Source organism: Dyadobacter endophyticus (assembly GCF_014641595.1).
In the GTDB taxonomy this organism is placed as follows: domain Bacteria; phylum Bacteroidota; class Bacteroidia; order Cytophagales; family Spirosomataceae; genus Dyadobacter; species Dyadobacter endophyticus.
In genome coordinates this window covers 1-17,523 of sequence record NZ_BMIA01000007.1, presented here as the reverse complement: position 1 = coordinate 17,523, position 17,523 = coordinate 1, and the positions used below count along the sequence as shown (strand labels likewise).

The following is a 17,523-nucleotide window of genomic DNA, read 5'->3' as shown; positions in this document are numbered from 1 at the left end:
AAAAGCTTAGGGTTAAATATGCCACACTTATGAGAATAACACTACCTCTTCTTTGTCTCGGAATATTATTTTCGTACTTCCCGTCATTTGTTTCCGCCCAGGACCTTTGCGCAAAAGCAGATGGTGCATTTTCTATTTCCCCTTCAGAAGGTTGTGCGCCACTTATTGTGAAGATAACCAATCAATTAAGTAATTCTATAGACGTATCATACAATTTTGATTACAGGGGCCAGGCAAACCCCGGTTATAGCGGCGATCTACCTTCGTATCAATACAATGTTCCCGGAACTTTTACCATCCTCCAAAAGGCCTTCCTTTCCGGCGGTACCATTGCCTATAAATGTAATAAGGCCACGGTATTCGAAACCCGGGTGATCGGAGCCCAATATTCGTCATGTGGAGGCGGTAAGATCGTTATGACGCTGATCGACAATGCGATTTTGAAAGCATACGATCAAGTAGAGATTAAATGGGGTGATAGAGAAACGACGACCTGGACAAAAGGGGGTTCTCTGACTTTTGAACATAATTATGCAAGCGTGGCGACACCCCCTACCGTATCGATCACAGGGTTGTATGCAGGAGGCAAGGCTTGTGATAAAGGCAGGGTTAATAGCCTTCCTATTACATTTGAGCGCCCTCAGCTTAACGAAATTCAAACGAGTGCCGTGGAAATGCGCAGTGACGGTACCGTCCGGCTTACTTACAAGGGCGTAGCCGGTATTCCTACCAACATTCAATATAGTACAGATGGTACTTCTTTCACTACTTCCGGAACGCGTTCCTCCGGGGGAACACAGCCCTACGACATCAAAGGACTTAACAAAGATCAGGTATACAAGGTAAGGTTATCATCCGAAGACCTTTGCGCGGGCAGCACCGAAACGCTGCCAATTACTACAATGACGCTCTCCGGAAATACAGCCGACGGTGCGAATAGTTTGAAATGGAATCAGTACGGGGATGCGTCTCAGTTCGAGGGGTACGACCTGCTTCGAGACGGTACAATTATCAAGAGTTTCACCGCAATAGGAGAAACCAGTTACACCGATGAAGATGTAGAATGCGGCACGTTTGTAGAATACCAGGTGGTGGCGAAATTGAAGGATGCTACGTCCACGTCTGCTCCTGTGGGTATCAAAGTTGAAACAGGGAGCGCGAAGCCTATCGGTGGCGGCTCGGTGTCAGTCTTGGACAAGAATAGTGTGGCTATCAAGGCCAAAGTGCCTGGCGCGGGCCCTAATACATCGTTTGAACTGTCGATTGAGCGGGCAGAAGCGGGCAGTACATTATTTAAGAAAATCATAACGCTTTACAACCAGAGCGATTACATCGATAATAATGCCAAAACCAGCGAGTTGTCTTATTGTTATCGAATGAGCTACGAAAACTCCTGCGGACAGAAAGTGCCTGTTTCGGAACCCATTTGTACCATACTTTTAAATAAAAACCTAACAACTCTGAATTGGACAAGCGCTAGCCCGATCATGGGCGGTTTTGAAGAATACAACGTCGTTCAAACAGGTTCGGCTGGGGCTTCCCAAGATATCCCGGTGCAAAAAAATACGAGCTACACCGTAAAGCTGAATAGTCAAAGTGACCTGGAATATAATTTCCTGATAAAAGCCGTTTCGCAAGACGGCGATTTCGAAAGTTTGTCGAACATCATCAATTACCGCCGGAGTGCGGGCGTGTTCGTTCCGGATGCATTTACCCCGAATGGCGACGGCTTTAATGATATCCTGGAAGCAAAATCAGAGCAATTACAGTCATTTAACATATCCGTCATGAACCGCTGGGGGGTAGTCGTTTTCCACTCCGACGACATTGCCAAGGGCTGGGACGGAACCGTCGAAGGGACCAGTGCGCCCGTCGGGTATTACTACTACAAGATGACTTTCGTCGACGACATCAATCAAACTGTTGAAAAAAGCGGTACTTTTATGCTTTTACGGTAAGGAACTATTTCCGTAAAAAGGAGTTTTTTGAAGTTATTAAACTTAATAAGTACAGCTATGTTTGGAAATATGGCGGACATGATGGGCCTCATGGGCAAAATGAAGGACCTTCAGTCGCGTATGAAAGAAGCACAAGACCAGCTTGTCCACATCACTGAGACCGCGGAATCGGGCGGTGGAATGGTGAAGGCTACCGTCGACGGAAAGAGAAAGCTGCTGAGCCTGGATATTGACAGGGATCTCATCAACGCCGATGATAAAGAAATGCTGCAAGATCTCATCGTTGCTGCCGTCAATAAGGCCAATGAAAATATCGAATCCAAAATCCAACAACATCTGCAAAAGGTAACGGATGGGGTGCTTCCCAATATTCCAGGGCTGGATTTGGGCGGTTTTATGAAATAACCGAACACCGATGACTCCCTCTGTTGCGATTGTAATCCTGAATTATAACGGTCAGCATTATCTCGAAAAATTCCTTCCAAAAGTCATCGAGTTTTCCGGAAACCATGCGATCTGGATTGCCGATAACGCTTCGACAGATCAGTCTCTCGACTGGCTGAATACGCATTATCCCACCCTGAATACGCTTGTAATCAGTGAAAACAAGGGTTATGCGGGAGGCTATAACGATGCCTTGCGACGCATTCAGGCGGACTATTACATTTTACTTAATTCGGATATTGAAGTAACCGAAAACTGGATCACTCCCGTGATCGAATTCATGGAATCGGACCCGCTTATCGCGGCCTGTCAGCCCAAAATACGCGCGTACGACCTACCCACGCACTTCGAATACGCGGGCGCGGCTGGCGGATACATGGATTACCTGGGTTATCCTTTCTGCCGCGGACGTATTTTCGATACCCGGGAAGAAGATCTGGGCCAGTATGACGATGAAAAGGATGTGTTTTGGGCCACGGGCGCCTGCCTGTTCCTACGGTCTTCCGCATTCCATGCAGCATCAGGTTTCGACGAGTCGTTTTTTGCACATATGGAGGAGATCGACCTTTGCTGGCGGCTGCTCAATATGCGCTTCCGTATTACCTATTGCGGAAAATCGACGGTCTACCATGTTGGCGGCGGAACCCTGCACAAATCCAACCCGAGAAAGACATTTCTGAACTACCGCAATAACCTGATCATGCTCTACAAAAACCTGCCGAAAGGCCGGCGGTGGAAAACGGTGCTGATCAGGCTCGTGCTCGACGGTATTTCCAGCGTGCGGTTTATGGCCACAGGCGCATGGCCCGACGTATTGGCCATCGTCAGGGCGCATTTTGCCTTTTACGGCATGATCCCGGAACTAACACGGAAGACGCAACGGACCCGGTACAGGGCACCGCTTTATTACAGAAGTGTCGTTTGGGAATATTTTGTGCTTGGAAAACACAAATTCGGCAAGCTTACAGGTATTGACCCGATTAAAGCTCCCAGATTGTAGGGCTGTTATGCCGGCGCCAATGCTGGTGCAGATCCATCCAGAACGCAAGCACAAGATACAGGATAATGGGCGAGCCGAATGTCATGAAAGTGGCATAAATGAAGTATTTCCGGATGCTGCTAGCCGGGAAATTGAGCTTTTCTCCCAGTTCCGCACAAACTCCAAATATTTGGTTTTCAACGAAATACCTAAACTTGTTCATACCTGTTTTTTGATAATTGCCTCATAATTAGCGATTTTCACTGGAATATGCAATTTTGATGCATGAAATTTGCTTTAAATGAGCCAAAATGGCAAAATACCGCTTGCTCGTTAAATTTTCAAATTCTTTAATCAAATAAATTGTTTTACAAACAATTTTTGTTTCTTTGTGATTGAAGATTTTGTAAGTAGTTCATTATAATCAAGATGTCTTCGGAAGAATTTCCAAAATTTCTTTTGCTAATGCGTTGAGCCTCCCTCAATTATTTGGTAGAGCCATTTCGACTTTTAACTGAAACGCCTACATATCTCCGGTATTTTCACCTTATTTCAATTTTTTTATTTCAACTATTATGCCAACAGGTACTGTAAAATTTTTCAATGAAGCTAAGGGATACGGCTTCATCGTGGAAGACGACACAAAAAAGGACATTTTTGTCCATGTGACAGGATTGGGAGGACTTACTATCCGTGAAAATGACCAAGTGGAATACGAAGTCGTTGAAGGAAAAAAAGGACTTAACGCTGTGCAGGTAAAAAAGTTATAATTGTATTTTTTCTGCAAGAGAAAATAAAAATGCCGCTCACTAGCGGCATTTTTATTTTATAAGCTATTCCACCCAGGACTTCACGTCGTCTAGCAATGGCATTTTTTCGTCTATTTTGAGCTTCTTGCGCATTCCCCCCAAATCATTGAAGATCTTGTTCGCATTTGCACTTTTCAGTTGCTCGATCGTTAGGATATTCATCTTCTGCAACGCCGGTACCCACACCGCCGGTACGCCAGCGCTTACGTAATCCGACTCTTTCGCGATCTCCGCTTTCTTTTCGGGGCGCATTTGCGGGAAGAAAATCACTTCCTGAATGCTCGCATTGTTGGTCAGAAGCATGGTGAGGCGGTCGATACCGATACCGATACCCGCGGTGGGCGGCATACCGTATTCCAACGAGCGGATAAAGTCGTCGTCCATCTCCATCGCTTCGTCGTCACCCTTTTCTTTCAGGCGCAGCTGATCTTCAAAGCGCTCTTTCTGCTCGATCGGGTCGTTTAACTCAGAGTAAGCATTTGCGATTTCTCTGCCATTCACAAAGAGCTCAAAACGCTCTACCATCCCTTTTTTCGTGCGGTGTTTCTTCGTCAGCGGTGACATTTCAACCGGGTGGTCAATAATGAACGTAGGCTGAATGATGTTCGATTCTACTTTTTCCCCGAATATCTCGTCGATCAGCTTGCCTTTGCCCATGCTCTCGTTCACTTCCATTCCCCAGGCGCGGCATTGCTCACGGATCGCTACTTCGTCCAGCGTTTCTACGTCCAGGCCGGTATATTGCTTGATCGCGTCGGTAATGCTTAATCTCGGATAAGGTCCCGCGAAATCCAGCTCAACCTCGCCGAATTTCGCTTTGGTAGTGCCGTTAACGGCCACCGCCACTTTTTCGAGCACTTCCTCGGTCATATTCATCATCCAGAGGTAATCCTTGTAAGCCACATAAAGCTCCACGGTTGTAAATTCGGGATTGTGGGTACGGTCCATTCCTTCGTTGCGGAACAGCTTCCCGAATTCATAAACCCCTTCGAAACCGCCCACAATGAGGCGTTTCAAATGCAGCTCGGTCGCGATGCGCAGGTACAGACCCAGGTCGAGCGCATTATGATGTGTCGTGAACGGACGTGCAGCTGCGCCGCCGTGAATGGATTGCAGTACCGGCGTTTCAACCTCCAGCCAGCTATTCGCATCGAAATAGGAGCGCATAGTGGTGATGATCCGTGCCCGTTTGATGAATATATCGCGAACTTCCGGGTTCACGATCAGGTCCACGTACCGCTGGCGGTAACGCAGCTCCGGATCGGTGAAGCCGTCGTGCACATTCCCGTCTTCGTCGCGTTTCACAACCGGCAGCGGGCGAAGCGATTTGTTCAGTATTTTGAACTCCTGCACGTGCACGGAGATTTCACCGGTTTGCGTCGTGAAAACAAAACCCGTTACGGCAATAATATCGCCGATATCGAGCAGTTTTTTGAAAACGGTATTATACAAAGTCTTGTCTTCGCCGGGACAAAGATCGTCGCGGCGGAAGTACAGCTGCATACGTCCCGTGGCATCCTGGAACTCGGCAAATGCAGCGCTTCCCATAATACGGAAGCCCATCAGCCGACCGGCCATTGTCACGTGTTTATAGTCGATCTTATTGTTTTCGTAGTTTTTAAGAATGTCGGCCGCGTAGGCATTTACGACAAATTCTTCCGCAGGATAAGGCTCAATGCCCATTCGCATGAGTTCCTCGCGTTTTTGACGGCGCAGTATTTCCTGTTCGCTCAGTAGCATCTTACAGCAATGGATTGGTAAATGGAACTAGGTATTCCAAAAGAGTGCGCAAAACTACTACATTTTGCGTTGAATAGCGAGTATGGCGGCCGGTAAGATGCTGTAACTGCCGGTGGGACATTATTTCTGGCACGCTATTATTGTCTTCCTTATATTGTAAATCGGAGCGAATTCTTCCTCTTTCATCAATAGCGCTAAAACCTCTTCGTTTCATGTTTCAAAAGGTCTTAAAAATCATCGGTATCGTCGCTCTGGTCGGTGCGTTGCTGTTCGGAGCTGTGGAACTTTGGGTTTATAAAAACAGGGAAAAGCTATTCAGGAGGGCGCAGGAACTGATTAATGAAAATCTTAACGGAAACCTCGAAATAGGGGATTTTAAGTTTCGACCGTTTTATGGCGGATTGGGATTGAATTTTACGTTGTACGACGTAAAGCTGACCGACTCGCTCTACAACGTTCACCATAAACCGTTTCTTCAAGCGGAGAAAATTCACGTCGCACTCGACCTCAAACGTATTTTTTCAGGAGACATACAAGTAAAAAACCTGGTGCTCGAAGACGGCGGCCTAAAAATGTTCGTTCAGCGGGATGGTTATTCGAATGCTTCGATTTTCAAATCCGACGATCAGAAGAAAGATAAGTCAGAAAAAAAGGACCCCGATAAAATCATAGAAAAATTGGGGAATGTACGCTTTCTGAATTTTGCGTTGGCCTATTCCGATTCTGTCAAAGAGAAGTATTACGGTGCGCTCTTTCATGACGCCACTAACATTATCGAACGAACAGATTCGAGTACGAACGCTACTTTGACAGGGGCAGTGCTATTCAATGGATTGACGTTTAAGGTCGATAAAGGTACTTTTCTGAAAAACCAGGAAACTTCACTGGCCTTGGTTTTGGGTTATGACGATGATGAAAAGCAGCTGAAAATCTATCCTTCGACGCTCGAAAGCGCTACACACGATCGGATTGGAATTAACGGCGTTTTCGACTTTTCGGATACCATTAAAATATTCCATCTCAACTTCGATGCAAAAGGTATTGCGGTTAAGAATGCATTACCATTGCTGAACGACCGGCTGCAAAAACAGATCGATTCGATCGGCGTTCAGACAAATGTGGATACGCAGGTCAAAATAGCCGGAATACTAGGCCGACCGGGACTTAAACCACAGGTAGATGTGCATTTTGAAACAGATACATTCCGGTACAATCTTCCGGTGGGTGTGCTACGCAAAATGAGGGCCTCCGGCACGTTCACCAACCGCGCCGATACGACAAAACTGGCCGATGTCTTCAATTCGAGGCTGATAGCACCCAAGATCACGGGCTTTTTCGAAACAATACCATTCGCATTCAAGCTGGTTGTCAATAACTTCCGCAACCCAAGGGCGGATATCGATGGCCGTATCGAAGCGGATTCCACCAATATGGGTGCACTACTCGATCCCGCTCGTTACCGTTTCAAACACGGCTCGGCCAAGATCGACTTCCATTTCAGCGGTAATTTGAGGAAGTTCTACAATGCCAAAAACGACAACTTTGACGGTAAGGTCACGGGAAAGGTTATGCTCAAAAATATTGCAATGGATTACCTGCCACAAAAAGTAAGGGTCAGCAAAGTCAACGGAGATCTCACTTTCAACGAAAAGGTGATGGTGCTGCCCAATCTCCGGTTTCACGACGGCCAGAATATGCTCTATGTGCGTGGAACGCTGCTCGACCTGATACCTTATCTCTTCGGCTCGCCCAAACCGTTGCGCGCCAATGTCGACATTAACATTCCGGAATGGCAACTGAACTGGCTCGAAACGCTGCTCGCGGCAAGGGGTACCACCAGGTCGAAACCCAAAAACTCGCTGAAACTTTCGGATTTGCTCGACAATGCGATCGACAAATTGGAGATCGTCGCGAAACTGGATGCCAAAAAAGTAACGTATCGGCATTTTACGGGTCGGGATGTGAAAGGTCAGTTTACGATCAGCAACAATGCGGTAAGCATCGAATATTTTCAGTTGAAAGCTTTTGGCAAAGGTCAGGTGCGAATTTCGGGAGAGATGGACAATGCCGGTAAAATGCCACGCATGGCTGTCCGCGGAAAGATAGCGAACGCGGATGTTCATTCCGTTTTTTACTCCTTCGACGATTTTGGACAAAAAACACTTACACACGAGAACCTGAAAGGTATCCTGAACACCGATTTCAGCTTTGAATCAACCCTGAATAATAGTGTGAAGCTGGTGCCTTCGAGTATGAAAGGCTTGCTGAGGATCGACCTGACGAATGCGTACATTATTAACTTCGAGCCTTTCATGAAGATGAAGAAGCTCATTTTCAAAAAGCGGAACTTCGAGCGTGTCAAATTCGCCCCCATCCGGAATGATTTCAGGCTTAGCGGGCAGGAGGTGGAAATAGCGCCGATGGAAGTTGAATCAAATGTGCTCACACTCTACATCGACGGTATTTACAGCTTTGGGAACAAAACCGATATCAACATTCAAATTCCCCTCAGCAACCTCAAAAAACGTGATTCGACCTACGTTTTAGATCCCAATAATCCCGAAAAGAAAGATGGCTCCAAAATATTCCTCCGGGCCATCGATGAAAACGGAGAGGTCAATATCAAACTTGCCTTCCGCAGAAAGAAGAAGGACAAGTCGAAAGACGAGGAATCTGAGGTCAAAAAGCTGGAAGGCGTAGAGCGGTAACGGTTACTCCCGCTCGTTACTGAACATGTAGCCCACTCCTTTCAAAGTCTTGATGTAGCTGTCACCAAGCTTCTCCCGCAATTTGCGGATGTGAACGTCGACGGTTCTCTCGAGTACGTAAATGTCTGCACCCCAGATCTTTTGCAGCAGTTCGTCGCGGCTGAAAACCTTATTAGGTGTTTGCGCGAGGAAAAACAGCAATTCAAATTCCTTTTTAGGCAGAACAGTCGACTTCTCCCCGCCCTGGGTTACCGTATAGTTCTTCCTGTTGATCGACAGGTCAAGGATTTCAATAGTATCGCCCGACTCGGCTTTTTGGGCTTCACGGCGGAACAGTGCATTAATGCGGCTCATCAATGCACGCGGCTTGATGGGCTTCGTGATATAATCGTCGGCACCTACTTCGAACGCCGCTACTTCCGAATATTCTTCCGAACGGGCAGTGAGAAAGAGGATGTAGGTATTCCTGATATCGGGGTTCTGGCGGAGGATCCTTCCGGTTTCGATACCATCGAGCTGCGGCATCATAATGTCGAGGAGGATCAGGTCGGGTACAAATGCCTTGGCAATGTCGATGGCCTTCCTTCCGTTGGAAGCCGTTAATACCGAATAGCCTTCCTTGGTTAAATTATATTCGAGAAGTTCAACTATGTCGGAATCGTCGTCAACTACCAGTACTTTCGGGGCCGAGTTTGCAGATTTGGCAGTGCTCATTGTTTTGTTGATTAAAACGCGATTCGAAATTAGTGGATGTGATGTTCACATTACATGAGGAAATCTATTGTTAACACAAACATAACATCATCGAAAAGTAGTTCGATAGAAGCCGCCCTGTTCGTTGGTTATCAGCATATCGGTATTGTTCAAAAATTCAATAGCCTCGGTTTGTTTCCTTGAAAAGCGAAAACATCCCTTTGGCTTGCTGAAATCGATGTTGTCACCGGCTGTTTCAAATAGCAACACCTTCCCATAAGTCAGCAGCGCGAATGTTTTACCGTCCGGGCCGATAGCCGCTGAGGTGACCTGGGCGTCGATGCGAATGCTATCCGAGGCGGCGATGGTGTGGTCGCCCTGTTCGGCGGGCAGACGATACAGTTTCACCCATTTGTTCTTGCCCCAGTTTTTCGAAAAAAGATACAAACTTCCCCGGTGATAAAAAAAGGCCTCGCAGTCGGGCGCTGCGGCCTGGTAGTGGAAAGTAATATGCTCGGAGCTGTTACTTTCCGGATTGAAGCGGTAAATATCGAAAGTGCTGCGTTGAGAGGTGTTATTACCAAAGTCTCCGATGTAAATGTTGCCTTCCCCGTCCTGAGCGAGATCCTCCCAATCGGTGTTTTTCGCATTGGGAACGGCTTTTGTATCCAGTAATTTACCGTCAAGGTCGAAAAGGTAGAGTTCGGGTTTGCCGCCGCTGTCATTATGCGTCCAGAATGTACCGGGCTGTGGCCCTTTGGCCAATCCCGAACTTTCCGACGCTACCGCGGGAAGCTTTCCTATTTTGCTATTTTTGTAATGCGCATTAACTTTCTTGAAATGATTCGTTCTGTGATCCGGCTGGCAGGTACAGAACACCGTTTTGACCGCTAACCACAGATATATCAACTTGTTCATGAATTCAACGTTGCGTCCTCTTCCAAACAAAGATAGAGAAACCCCCGTGTACCTGAAGCTCGCCAGTTCGCTGGTAGCGCTCATTGCGACGGTATACATCCTCTACATACTTAGGGAAACGATTATCCCGCTTGCATTTTCGATATTGCTGGCCATCCTGCTGCACCCGGTCTGCGCATGGCTCGAAGTACGCAGGGTTCCGCGGATAGGAGCTATTCTGTTAAGCATTCTCGCACTGTTTACGGTAATTGTGGTCCTTGTTTACGTCGTTTCCGTCCAAATCGGCAGTTTTGCGGAAGAGCTTCCACGCATAACCGAAAAAGCCGAGGCAATACTCGACCAGACGCTCACGATGGGGGAACGTTACCTGAATATCAGCCGGACCCAGCAGGTGAGCGAAGCTAAAAAGTACCTGATCAATGCGTTGAGCGAAGGCCGTGCTGTGCTGCTCAACACGCTAGTGACGACAACCGGTGCGATTTCAACCTTTGTGCTGATCCCGCTGTACATATTCTTTTTTCTCCTCTACCGCGATTTTTTCAGGATGTTTGTGCACAAGGCAGTCCGTAGCGTGCCAAATGAGGAATTGAATCTGCTGCTGAAAAAAATCTATGAAGTAATCCAGAGCTATCTCTCGGGCCTGTTCCTCGTGATCCTGATCGTGGGCGTACTGAACAGCGTTGGTTTGCTGATCCTGGGCGTTCCGCATGCGATATTTTTCGGGTTCCTGGCCGGCTTCCTGATATTGATACCTTACATCGGAATCCTCATCGGTTCGATATTACCGGCGTTACTGGCCATAGTAACCATGGATTCGCCCTGGTATGCGGTGGGAGTAATAGGGGTTATGAGTTTCGTGCAGTTCCTCGAAGGAAATCTCATTACACCACACATTGTAGGCTCTAAGGTGAGTGTGAACCCGCTGGCTGCTATTATTGCGTTGTTTCTCGGAGGCCAGCTCTGGGGGCTTTCCGGTTTGATCCTCGCGCTACCTGTTACGGCAATTCTTAAAGTGATCATGGACACGATCCCGAGCCTCGAACCTTACGGGTTCCTTTTGGGAGAGCCCGTGCATGAGGTAGCGGAAGAAAAAGCCGACATGGCCAGAGAGCAGACCGTTGTAAAGGAATTCAAGAAAAAGCCCTATCGCCGAAACCGCAACAGGCCGAGGAAGAAGCCGGAGGGTGAAGTTCCTCCCGCGCCGCCGGCTGTATAAGCCGTTTCGTTATTTTTTTACCGGGATTTTTTCTACGCTAATGCCTGCGCTGATGATAAATGGAAGCGGGTTCTGGCGCATGGATTGTGAAATTGTAAATGTGTAGGTTCCCGAACGCGGAAACCGGTAGTTTTTCAGGAAAGGGATTTTATGGTCGAACAAATCGCCCAGGCCGTGGCCGTAAGGCTTGCCAGTGACTTCATTTGAAATGAAAACCTCTTCCAATGTATTGGAAATGACCTTTCCGTCGGGCCCGGTGAAGTTACGGGTAATATAAAGGTTATGGTAAGGATACTGCAGTGCGTTCCTCAGCAAATAGTACAGGTTATAAGTCTGGGTCGTATCGGTGATCTCAACCTTGAACGAAGGCCTGTTTTTAATATACCAGAGCCCGTCATCAATGTCCTCATGGGCCTTGTAGACGACGTTTTCATCACAACCTGATAAAAGGGACACAAAAAAGACGACGACAGCCAGCCGGAAGAACTTCATGAAAGACTCTGATATGTTGAATTGCAAAAGTACCTGTTTCTCGCTCTCTATAAACTGGTTTGTTCCGTAAAATAACGGTTCAGCCACGAATTGGACGCGGAGATCTTCCAGCCGTTCATCCATTGTGCCTTCGTGCCAACCTGGTTATCGAAGACCGTGGTCGTTGGCTGGATCGTTTCCTGAATGATCGCCTGCTTGATTTTCGGTACCGGGATAGTCTGCACGTGGCCATGGTCATCGAGATAAGCGAGCGAGCGATCGAAGAAATCGATGTTCATCCGTTGCCCGATTTCCTGCAACCAATGCACTGATTTGTCGATCGAGCAACCACTTGGCAGCTCGTCGCGTTCGTCGACGGCGATCACGACGAAGCGGTGTTCGAATATTTTCCCGGATGCGGTGAGTGGTTTGCCGTGCGCTTCCCAGGTGTCGAGAGAAGCTTTCAGCGTTTCGGTGATAATTCCCGTTTCCTGGGGTGTCAGCTCCCTATCGGCCTGATAAACCCAGACCCGGGATTGAAAATCGATATCACTAAAAGGGATGTACATGATTAAAAAGGGTTAAATGCCGGTCAAACGGTTTACTGTATTGCTATTTTAAAACAACCGTGCTAACGGCATAGTTCTCGTAACTTCCGGCTACAAATCTTTTGCCTGTGCGATAAGTTCGGCAAGGTCGTATACTTTCACCGACTGTTCTTTTTCCTTGTTCTTGACACCGTCGGTCATCATTACCATACAAAACGGGCAAGCCACGGCAATCGTATCGGCGCCGGTCTGCAATGCATCCTCGATTCGCTCGATATTCACATCTTTTTTTCCTGGTTCAGGCTCCTTGAACATTTGCCCACCGCCTGCGCCGCAGCAAAGCCCCTTCGTACGAGAGCGTTTCATTTCGACCAGATCCGCATCCAGCGCTTCCAGTATATGCCGCGGTGCTTCGTACACATCGTTCGCGCGGCCGAGGTAGCACGAATCGTGGAAAGTTATTTTTTTCCCTTTAAATGATTCGCCACTCTCCAAGCGCACGCGACCCGCATCGATCAGTTGCTGAAGGTATTCCGAATGGTGCAGGACCTCGTAATTTCCGCCCAGTGCCGGGTATTCATTTTTAAGTGTATTGAAACAATGCGGGCACGCCGTGACGATCTTCTTTACATTGTACATATCCAAAACCTGGATATTCGACATCGCCAGCATTTGGAACGTAAACTCGTTTCCCGCCCGTCGCGCCGGATCGCCGGTGCAGCTTTCTTCGGTACCAAGCACCGCGAATTTCACCCCGGCGCTATTAAGTATTTTCACAAAAGCGACCGTCACCTTTTTGTAGCGATCGTCGAACGAGCCGGCGCAGCCTACCCAGAACAAAACTTCGGGCGTCTCGTTATTTGCCGCCATTTCGGCCATTGTAGGCACCCGGTATGCGATCTCACTCATATTTATAATGCTTTATGACGCTGTTGAATTGCTTTCCGGGCCGCTATCCGTCACTGCGGAAGCCCAGTTGAAACGATCGCTCGGTGAAAACTTCCACGGCGCCTGGTTGGTATCCAGGTTCTGGAACATCATATTCCACGAACCCGGCGCTTGCGCCTCATCCATGACCTTGTGCCTGCGTAATTGCAGGATAATGTCGAGCGGATTGATGAGCACCGGACATTCCTGCACGCATGCATTGCACGTGGTACACGCGAGTATTTCCTCTTCCAGGATATAGTCACCGAGCAGACTTTTGTTATCATTCACAAATTCGCCCTTGTTAGCCAACATATTGCGGCCGACTTCTTCGAGGCGATCGCGCGTGTCCATCATGATCTTCCGAGGCGAAAGCTTTTTGCCCGTCAAATTCGCCGGACATGCCGCTGTGCAGCGACCGCATTCTGTACACGAATAGGCGTCCATCAGATTTTTCCAACTCAAATCTGCCACATCCTTTGCACCGAACCGCTCGGGGACCGAGGCATCACCCGCCTGTGTTTCCAGCCCCAGCATGATTTTCACCTCTTGGGTAATCTCGGGCATATTCTTCATTTCTCCTTTGAGTTCCAAGCGGGAGAAATAGGTATTGGGGAATGCTAATGCAATATGCAAATGCTTCGAATAGGTGAGATACACAGAAAAAACGAATATCCCCAGGATATGAATCCACCACGCGACGCGTTCATAGGCGATCAATGCGCCCTCGCTCCATCCCGCAAAAAGCGGTTTCAGCCACTGGCTGATCAGGAAGTCGCCTGCGAGTGGATAATGCGCGGATCCAAGGTCCTGCAATGCGCTATCGGCGGCGTTCATGCTGAGGATTGCGATCATTAGTACGATCTCAAAGACGAGGATTAACTTACCGTCGAGCTGCGGCCAGCCGTTCATTTCACGATGACGCGCCGGTTGGAAACGCTCAACTTTCAGAATGCTGCGGCGGATAAGGAAAATCGAGCAGGAAATGAGCACACCCAATGCCAGCAACTCGAAAAAGCCGATCAGAAGACGATAAAAGAAACCCAGCGGGCCGGCAAACACCCTGTGCGTGCCTAAAACACCGTCCAGAATGATTTCCAGTATTTCGATATTGATCAATATAAACCCGGCATATACTGCGAAATGCAGGAAACCGATCAGCAGGCGATCGAACATCTTTTTCTGCCCGAATGCGACGCGCATCATAATCGACAGTCGTCGGGCGGACTGGTCGGTCCGGTCCTCATCCTTCCCGAGCCGGATCGTCTTTCCGATAATGCCGACGCGCCGGTAGATCAGCCAAGCCACCGCTGCGAGGGCGGCTATAAAGATGATTTGCTGTATGATCGCCATAGCGAAATGGGGCTAGTTTGGTATGCTTGCATACTAACAAGGTATGATAAAAATGTATTTCGGCGCAAATGGATTTGGTATTAAATAAAATGTCTTTTTTGTAAGTTAAAGAAAGTCAACTGGATAGCGCTCAGATGAAACATTTTTATAAACATTTTAAAAAATATTTTGCTTGAACGCTTGTAAACCCAAGAGAGACATCTATTTTTGCAGTCCCAAAAGGTACCAACTGAATCGGTGATGTAGCTCAGTCGGTAGAGCAATAGACTGAAAATCTATGTGTCGGCGGTTCGATTCCGTCCATCACCACTCAAAATGCACTACGCCTTGACAGTCAAACTGTCAAGGCGTTTTTGTTTTCCCGGCTGTATCCGAAATGTTGAATGGGTTCAACGTTTCGGATACAGCCGGGATTTCGAAACGGCTGAGCCGATGTTAGAAAGCGAAGATAGCTTTGCGGTCGCCTGGCTTGGTGAGGCCATAAACCAACTGGGCGAACTGGTCGGCGTAGCTTTTAATGGTAAAATTTTCGCGGGCTACTTTTGACGCTCTTGAGGAGATTTTTTTATACAGGTCGTCGTCTGTCATTAGTCGTGTTAACTGCGTAGTGAGGGCATTTTTCTCGTCATGATATAATAATCCGGTAATCTCGTGGTCAATAATTTCGGCCGTGCCCGCTGATTTGTAAGCCACTACCGGTACCCCGTGCATCATACTTTCTACGGTTACCCTTCCAAATGCCTCGTGCGGAGAGCACATCAATGTGATATCGATCGATTTGAAGATAGCACTCACATCTTTACAGAATCCGGTAAAATTGACGTACTCGTTCAAACCATGTTCCGAAATGTAGGTTTTCAGGGTTTCGAAATAAGCCTGTGAGCTAACGCTGCCGACGATATTCAATACGACAAACTTTCCGCGTTTCACAAGTTCGTGGATCGCCTTGATGGCCGCAAGCTGATTTTTGGCAGGATCAATAACCCCGACAATACCCAGAACGGTAGGTTTCACAGGGCTCGGCCTGACTATCGCTTTGCTCTTATCGCCTACAAGCCCATTGTAAATGATAACAGAGTTAGTGTTGATGTCTTTGGAAAGTACCCGGCGCTTTTGAATACTTTTAGAAATGCAGATAATAGCGCTGGCCTGTTCGGCCCAAAAACGGAATGCCCTTTCCCCCAGCAGGTATGTGAGTTTGTAGTCGTCATAAACAAATTCGCGGATGTGCCAGATGTGCTTTCTTCGGGAGAAGAAGGATGTTACCGCGCCGATGAAAATGACGGATGAGTTGGTGTAAATCAAATCAACGCCGTGCTTTCTTGCGATGAACGCCGTGTAAAGGCCGATAGCAATGTTGTACACCGTGCGTTTGATGCTGTTGAACCATTGAAACCGCTTTTTTTGCATGTAAACGTCATTGGTGAATGGGACAATGCTGTACCGGATGTTTTGCCGTCGCAATTCCCGTGAAAACGCGCTTTCCTCTTTACAGATCACCCACCAGTCGATTTTGTCGCGCAGGGCGATCAAAAGGGTTAGCAGGGACCGGTTTGCACCGTACAATTCACCATAATGCGTAAAAGTTAAAATTCGGGGTTTTTTAGTGATCATAATTCAGGGGAACGTTAAGTAACCCTCTGCGGCACAAACTTTCTTACGAATGTTGACACAAGGGCGTGTTGGAATAGAATGAAAAACACAAGGCAAATCATGATGTTGAGGAGGATTGATGGGATGAGGGGGAGATCGAAATGCATTAATCTGATAAACTGGTTTTTGGCGACCAGTGTAACGATCATGGCTAGCGCCATGGGTGCTTTGGAGAGAATTGCTTTGAAAAAAATGCGCGGGGACTGTTTTAATGCGTGCACAATAAGGGTGTAGAATCCCTGGAAGAAATTAAATGAAAACGCACTCACCAGCAGCCAGGCCGTTGCCTGCATGGATTGATAATAAAAAACCCCTACCAGAATAGCGGAAATGGTGAACACGGCCGACAATGCCCCCGAAAGAAAAAGCAGGTCGGTCCTTCCCGAGGCCTGGAAAACAGAACCGCTGCTGGAAAGCACCATTTGTATCCATACGGACAGGCTCATTATTTTCAGTATTGGTACAACGGCAGCCCATTTGCTTCCGAGCATGATCTGGACGATTTCTTCGGAGGAAAAAAATACAAAAACAGATATCGGCACGCCCAGAACAGCGAGGATGTTGACCACATTTACATATTCTTTGTAAATAAAGGCTTTGTCGTGCTGGTATTTGGCCAGAATGGGGTGCAGCACGGGGGTTATCACGAAGGTCAGGTTGGAGATCGGGTACATCATCAGCTGGTACGCCTGGTTGTACACGCCAAGCTGAGCATTGCCCATGAATTTGCCGATCAGGATGTTGTCGAGGTTTCTTGAGAAGTAATTGATGAAATTGAATCCAAACTGGAACGACGAGTATTTCGCAACCCGCCGTGCCGGCGCCAGCGATAAACCTTTTTTAAATTTTAGGCCGGAGATCAGGAAATAGATGGTAAAGGTGACCGAGCTCACAAATATCGATCTCCACACGATGGCAAAGTAGCTGTAATGCTGCGAGGCCAGTAACACCGCCAAAAGCCCGGCCGTGAGGGCTGTGCAAACATCGATAATAGCTATTTTCTTGAACAGCTGCGACTTGATCAGTATATTCTTCGGGACTACGCTGAGGGAACTGAAAAAGACATGAATGGCCAGCAACTGCCCGATCGGGATGTACACGTCATT

16 protein-coding genes and 1 tRNA gene are annotated in these 17,523 nt (G+C 47.7%); 7 read left to right on the top strand and 10 right to left on the bottom strand.

The features are described from left to right. Window positions 1–29 precede the first annotated feature (29 nt). Genes IEY24_RS30350 through IEY24_RS30340 form a run of 3 tightly spaced genes read left to right on the top strand, consistent with a single transcriptional unit; the run spans window position 30 to window position 3,402 of the window. The gene (locus tag IEY24_RS30350; protein ID WP_188939056.1) at window positions 30–1,958 is read left to right on the top strand and encodes a T9SS type B sorting domain-containing protein; all 1,929 of its coding nucleotides are present in this window, start codon (window positions 30–32) and stop codon (window positions 1,956–1,958) included. A gap of 57 nt (window positions 1,959–2,015) precedes the next feature. Beyond that, on the top strand, window positions 2,016–2,363 hold the full coding sequence (locus IEY24_RS30345; protein ID WP_188939055.1) for a YbaB/EbfC family nucleoid-associated protein: 348 nt from the start codon (window positions 2,016–2,018) through the stop codon (window positions 2,361–2,363). A gap of 10 nt (window positions 2,364–2,373) precedes the next feature. Continuing rightward, window positions 2,374–3,402, top strand: coding sequence for a glycosyltransferase family 2 protein (locus IEY24_RS30340; RefSeq protein ID WP_188939054.1), 1,029 nt, complete (start codon window positions 2,374–2,376; stop codon window positions 3,400–3,402). Here IEY24_RS30340 and IEY24_RS30335 read toward each other — a convergent pair. Beyond that, complete coding sequence (locus tag IEY24_RS30335) at window positions 3,383–3,604, bottom strand: PspC domain-containing protein (protein ID WP_106594006.1); 222 nt, start codon at window positions 3,602–3,604, stop codon at window positions 3,383–3,385. The two genes, IEY24_RS30340 and IEY24_RS30335, sit on opposite strands and share 20 nt — an antisense overlap. A gap of 352 nt (window positions 3,605–3,956) precedes the next feature. Between IEY24_RS30335 and IEY24_RS30330 the strand changes: the two genes are divergently transcribed. Then, a complete protein-coding gene (locus IEY24_RS30330) occupies window positions 3,957–4,151 on the top strand; it encodes a cold-shock protein (RefSeq protein WP_188939053.1) in 195 nt (64 codons plus the stop codon). Window positions 4,152–4,214: 63 nt separating this feature from the next. On the opposite strand, the gene lysS is transcribed toward IEY24_RS30330, so the two are convergent. Further along, window positions 4,215–5,930 carry a lysine--tRNA ligase gene (gene lysS, locus IEY24_RS30325; protein ID WP_188939052.1) on the bottom strand — a complete coding sequence of 572 codons (1,716 nt, stop codon included), beginning with the start codon at window positions 5,928–5,930 and terminating at the stop codon, window positions 4,215–4,217. 212 nt (window positions 5,931–6,142) lie between these two features. Here lysS and IEY24_RS30320 point away from each other — a divergent pair, with 212 nt between their 5' ends. Continuing rightward, window positions 6,143–8,638, top strand: a complete 2,496-nt coding sequence (locus tag IEY24_RS30320; protein WP_188939051.1) for an AsmA-like C-terminal region-containing protein — start codon at window positions 6,143–6,145, stop codon at window positions 8,636–8,638. 3 nt (window positions 8,639–8,641) lie between these two features. Here the strand turns inward: IEY24_RS30320 and IEY24_RS30315 are convergent, their stop codons facing one another. Together IEY24_RS30315 and IEY24_RS30310 are read right to left on the bottom strand one after the other, a co-directional pair. Further along, a complete protein-coding gene (locus IEY24_RS30315) occupies window positions 8,642–9,352 on the bottom strand; it encodes a response regulator transcription factor (RefSeq protein ID WP_188939050.1) in 711 nt (236 codons plus the stop codon). Window positions 9,353–9,439: 87 nt separating this feature from the next. Further along, a complete protein-coding gene (locus IEY24_RS30310) occupies window positions 9,440–10,249 on the bottom strand; it encodes an esterase-like activity of phytase family protein (protein ID WP_188939049.1) in 810 nt (269 codons plus the stop codon). Here IEY24_RS30310 and IEY24_RS30305 point away from each other — a divergent pair. Beyond that, window positions 10,248–11,465 carry an AI-2E family transporter gene (locus IEY24_RS30305; RefSeq protein WP_229223362.1) on the top strand — a complete coding sequence of 406 codons (1,218 nt, stop codon included), beginning with the start codon at window positions 10,248–10,250 and terminating at the stop codon, window positions 11,463–11,465. The genes IEY24_RS30310 and IEY24_RS30305 overlap by 2 nt on opposite strands. 9 nt (window positions 11,466–11,474) lie before the next feature. Here IEY24_RS30305 and IEY24_RS30300 read toward each other — a convergent pair whose 3' ends face one another. The 4 genes from IEY24_RS30300 to IEY24_RS30285 all read right to left on the bottom strand — a co-directional run bounded on the left by IEY24_RS30300 (window position 11,475) and on the right by IEY24_RS30285 (window position 14,764). Next, window positions 11,475–11,957, bottom strand: coding sequence for a gliding motility lipoprotein GldH (locus IEY24_RS30300; protein ID WP_188939048.1), 483 nt, complete (start codon window positions 11,955–11,957; stop codon window positions 11,475–11,477). A 47-nt stretch (window positions 11,958–12,004) separates the two neighbouring features. Beyond that, on the bottom strand, window positions 12,005–12,505 hold the full coding sequence (locus tag IEY24_RS30295) for a hypothetical protein (RefSeq protein WP_188939047.1): 501 nt from the start codon (window positions 12,503–12,505) through the stop codon (window positions 12,005–12,007). Window positions 12,506–12,595: 90 nt separating this feature from the next. After that, window positions 12,596–13,393: a (Fe-S)-binding protein gene (locus IEY24_RS30290; protein ID WP_188939046.1), complete on the bottom strand. Its 798-nt coding sequence runs from the start codon at window positions 13,391–13,393 to the stop codon at window positions 12,596–12,598. A 12-nt stretch (window positions 13,394–13,405) separates the two neighbouring features. Then, window positions 13,406–14,764, bottom strand: a complete 1,359-nt coding sequence (locus IEY24_RS30285) for a 4Fe-4S dicluster domain-containing protein (protein ID WP_188939045.1) — start codon at window positions 14,762–14,764, stop codon at window positions 13,406–13,408. 236 nt (window positions 14,765–15,000) lie between these two features. Between IEY24_RS30285 and IEY24_RS30280 the strand changes: the two genes are divergently transcribed. Next, window positions 15,001–15,073: transfer RNA gene (locus tag IEY24_RS30280), tRNA-Phe, on the top strand. A gap of 126 nt (window positions 15,074–15,199) precedes the next feature. On the opposite strand, the gene IEY24_RS30275 is transcribed toward IEY24_RS30280, so the two are convergent. Next, entirely contained in the window at window positions 15,200–16,378 is a 1,179-nt protein-coding gene (locus IEY24_RS30275) for a glycosyltransferase family 4 protein (protein ID WP_188939044.1), read from the bottom strand. A 14-nt stretch (window positions 16,379–16,392) separates the two neighbouring features. Then, the coding region (locus IEY24_RS30270; RefSeq protein ID WP_188939043.1) for an oligosaccharide flippase family protein at window positions 16,393–17,523 on the bottom strand (1,131 nt) is incomplete at its 5' end.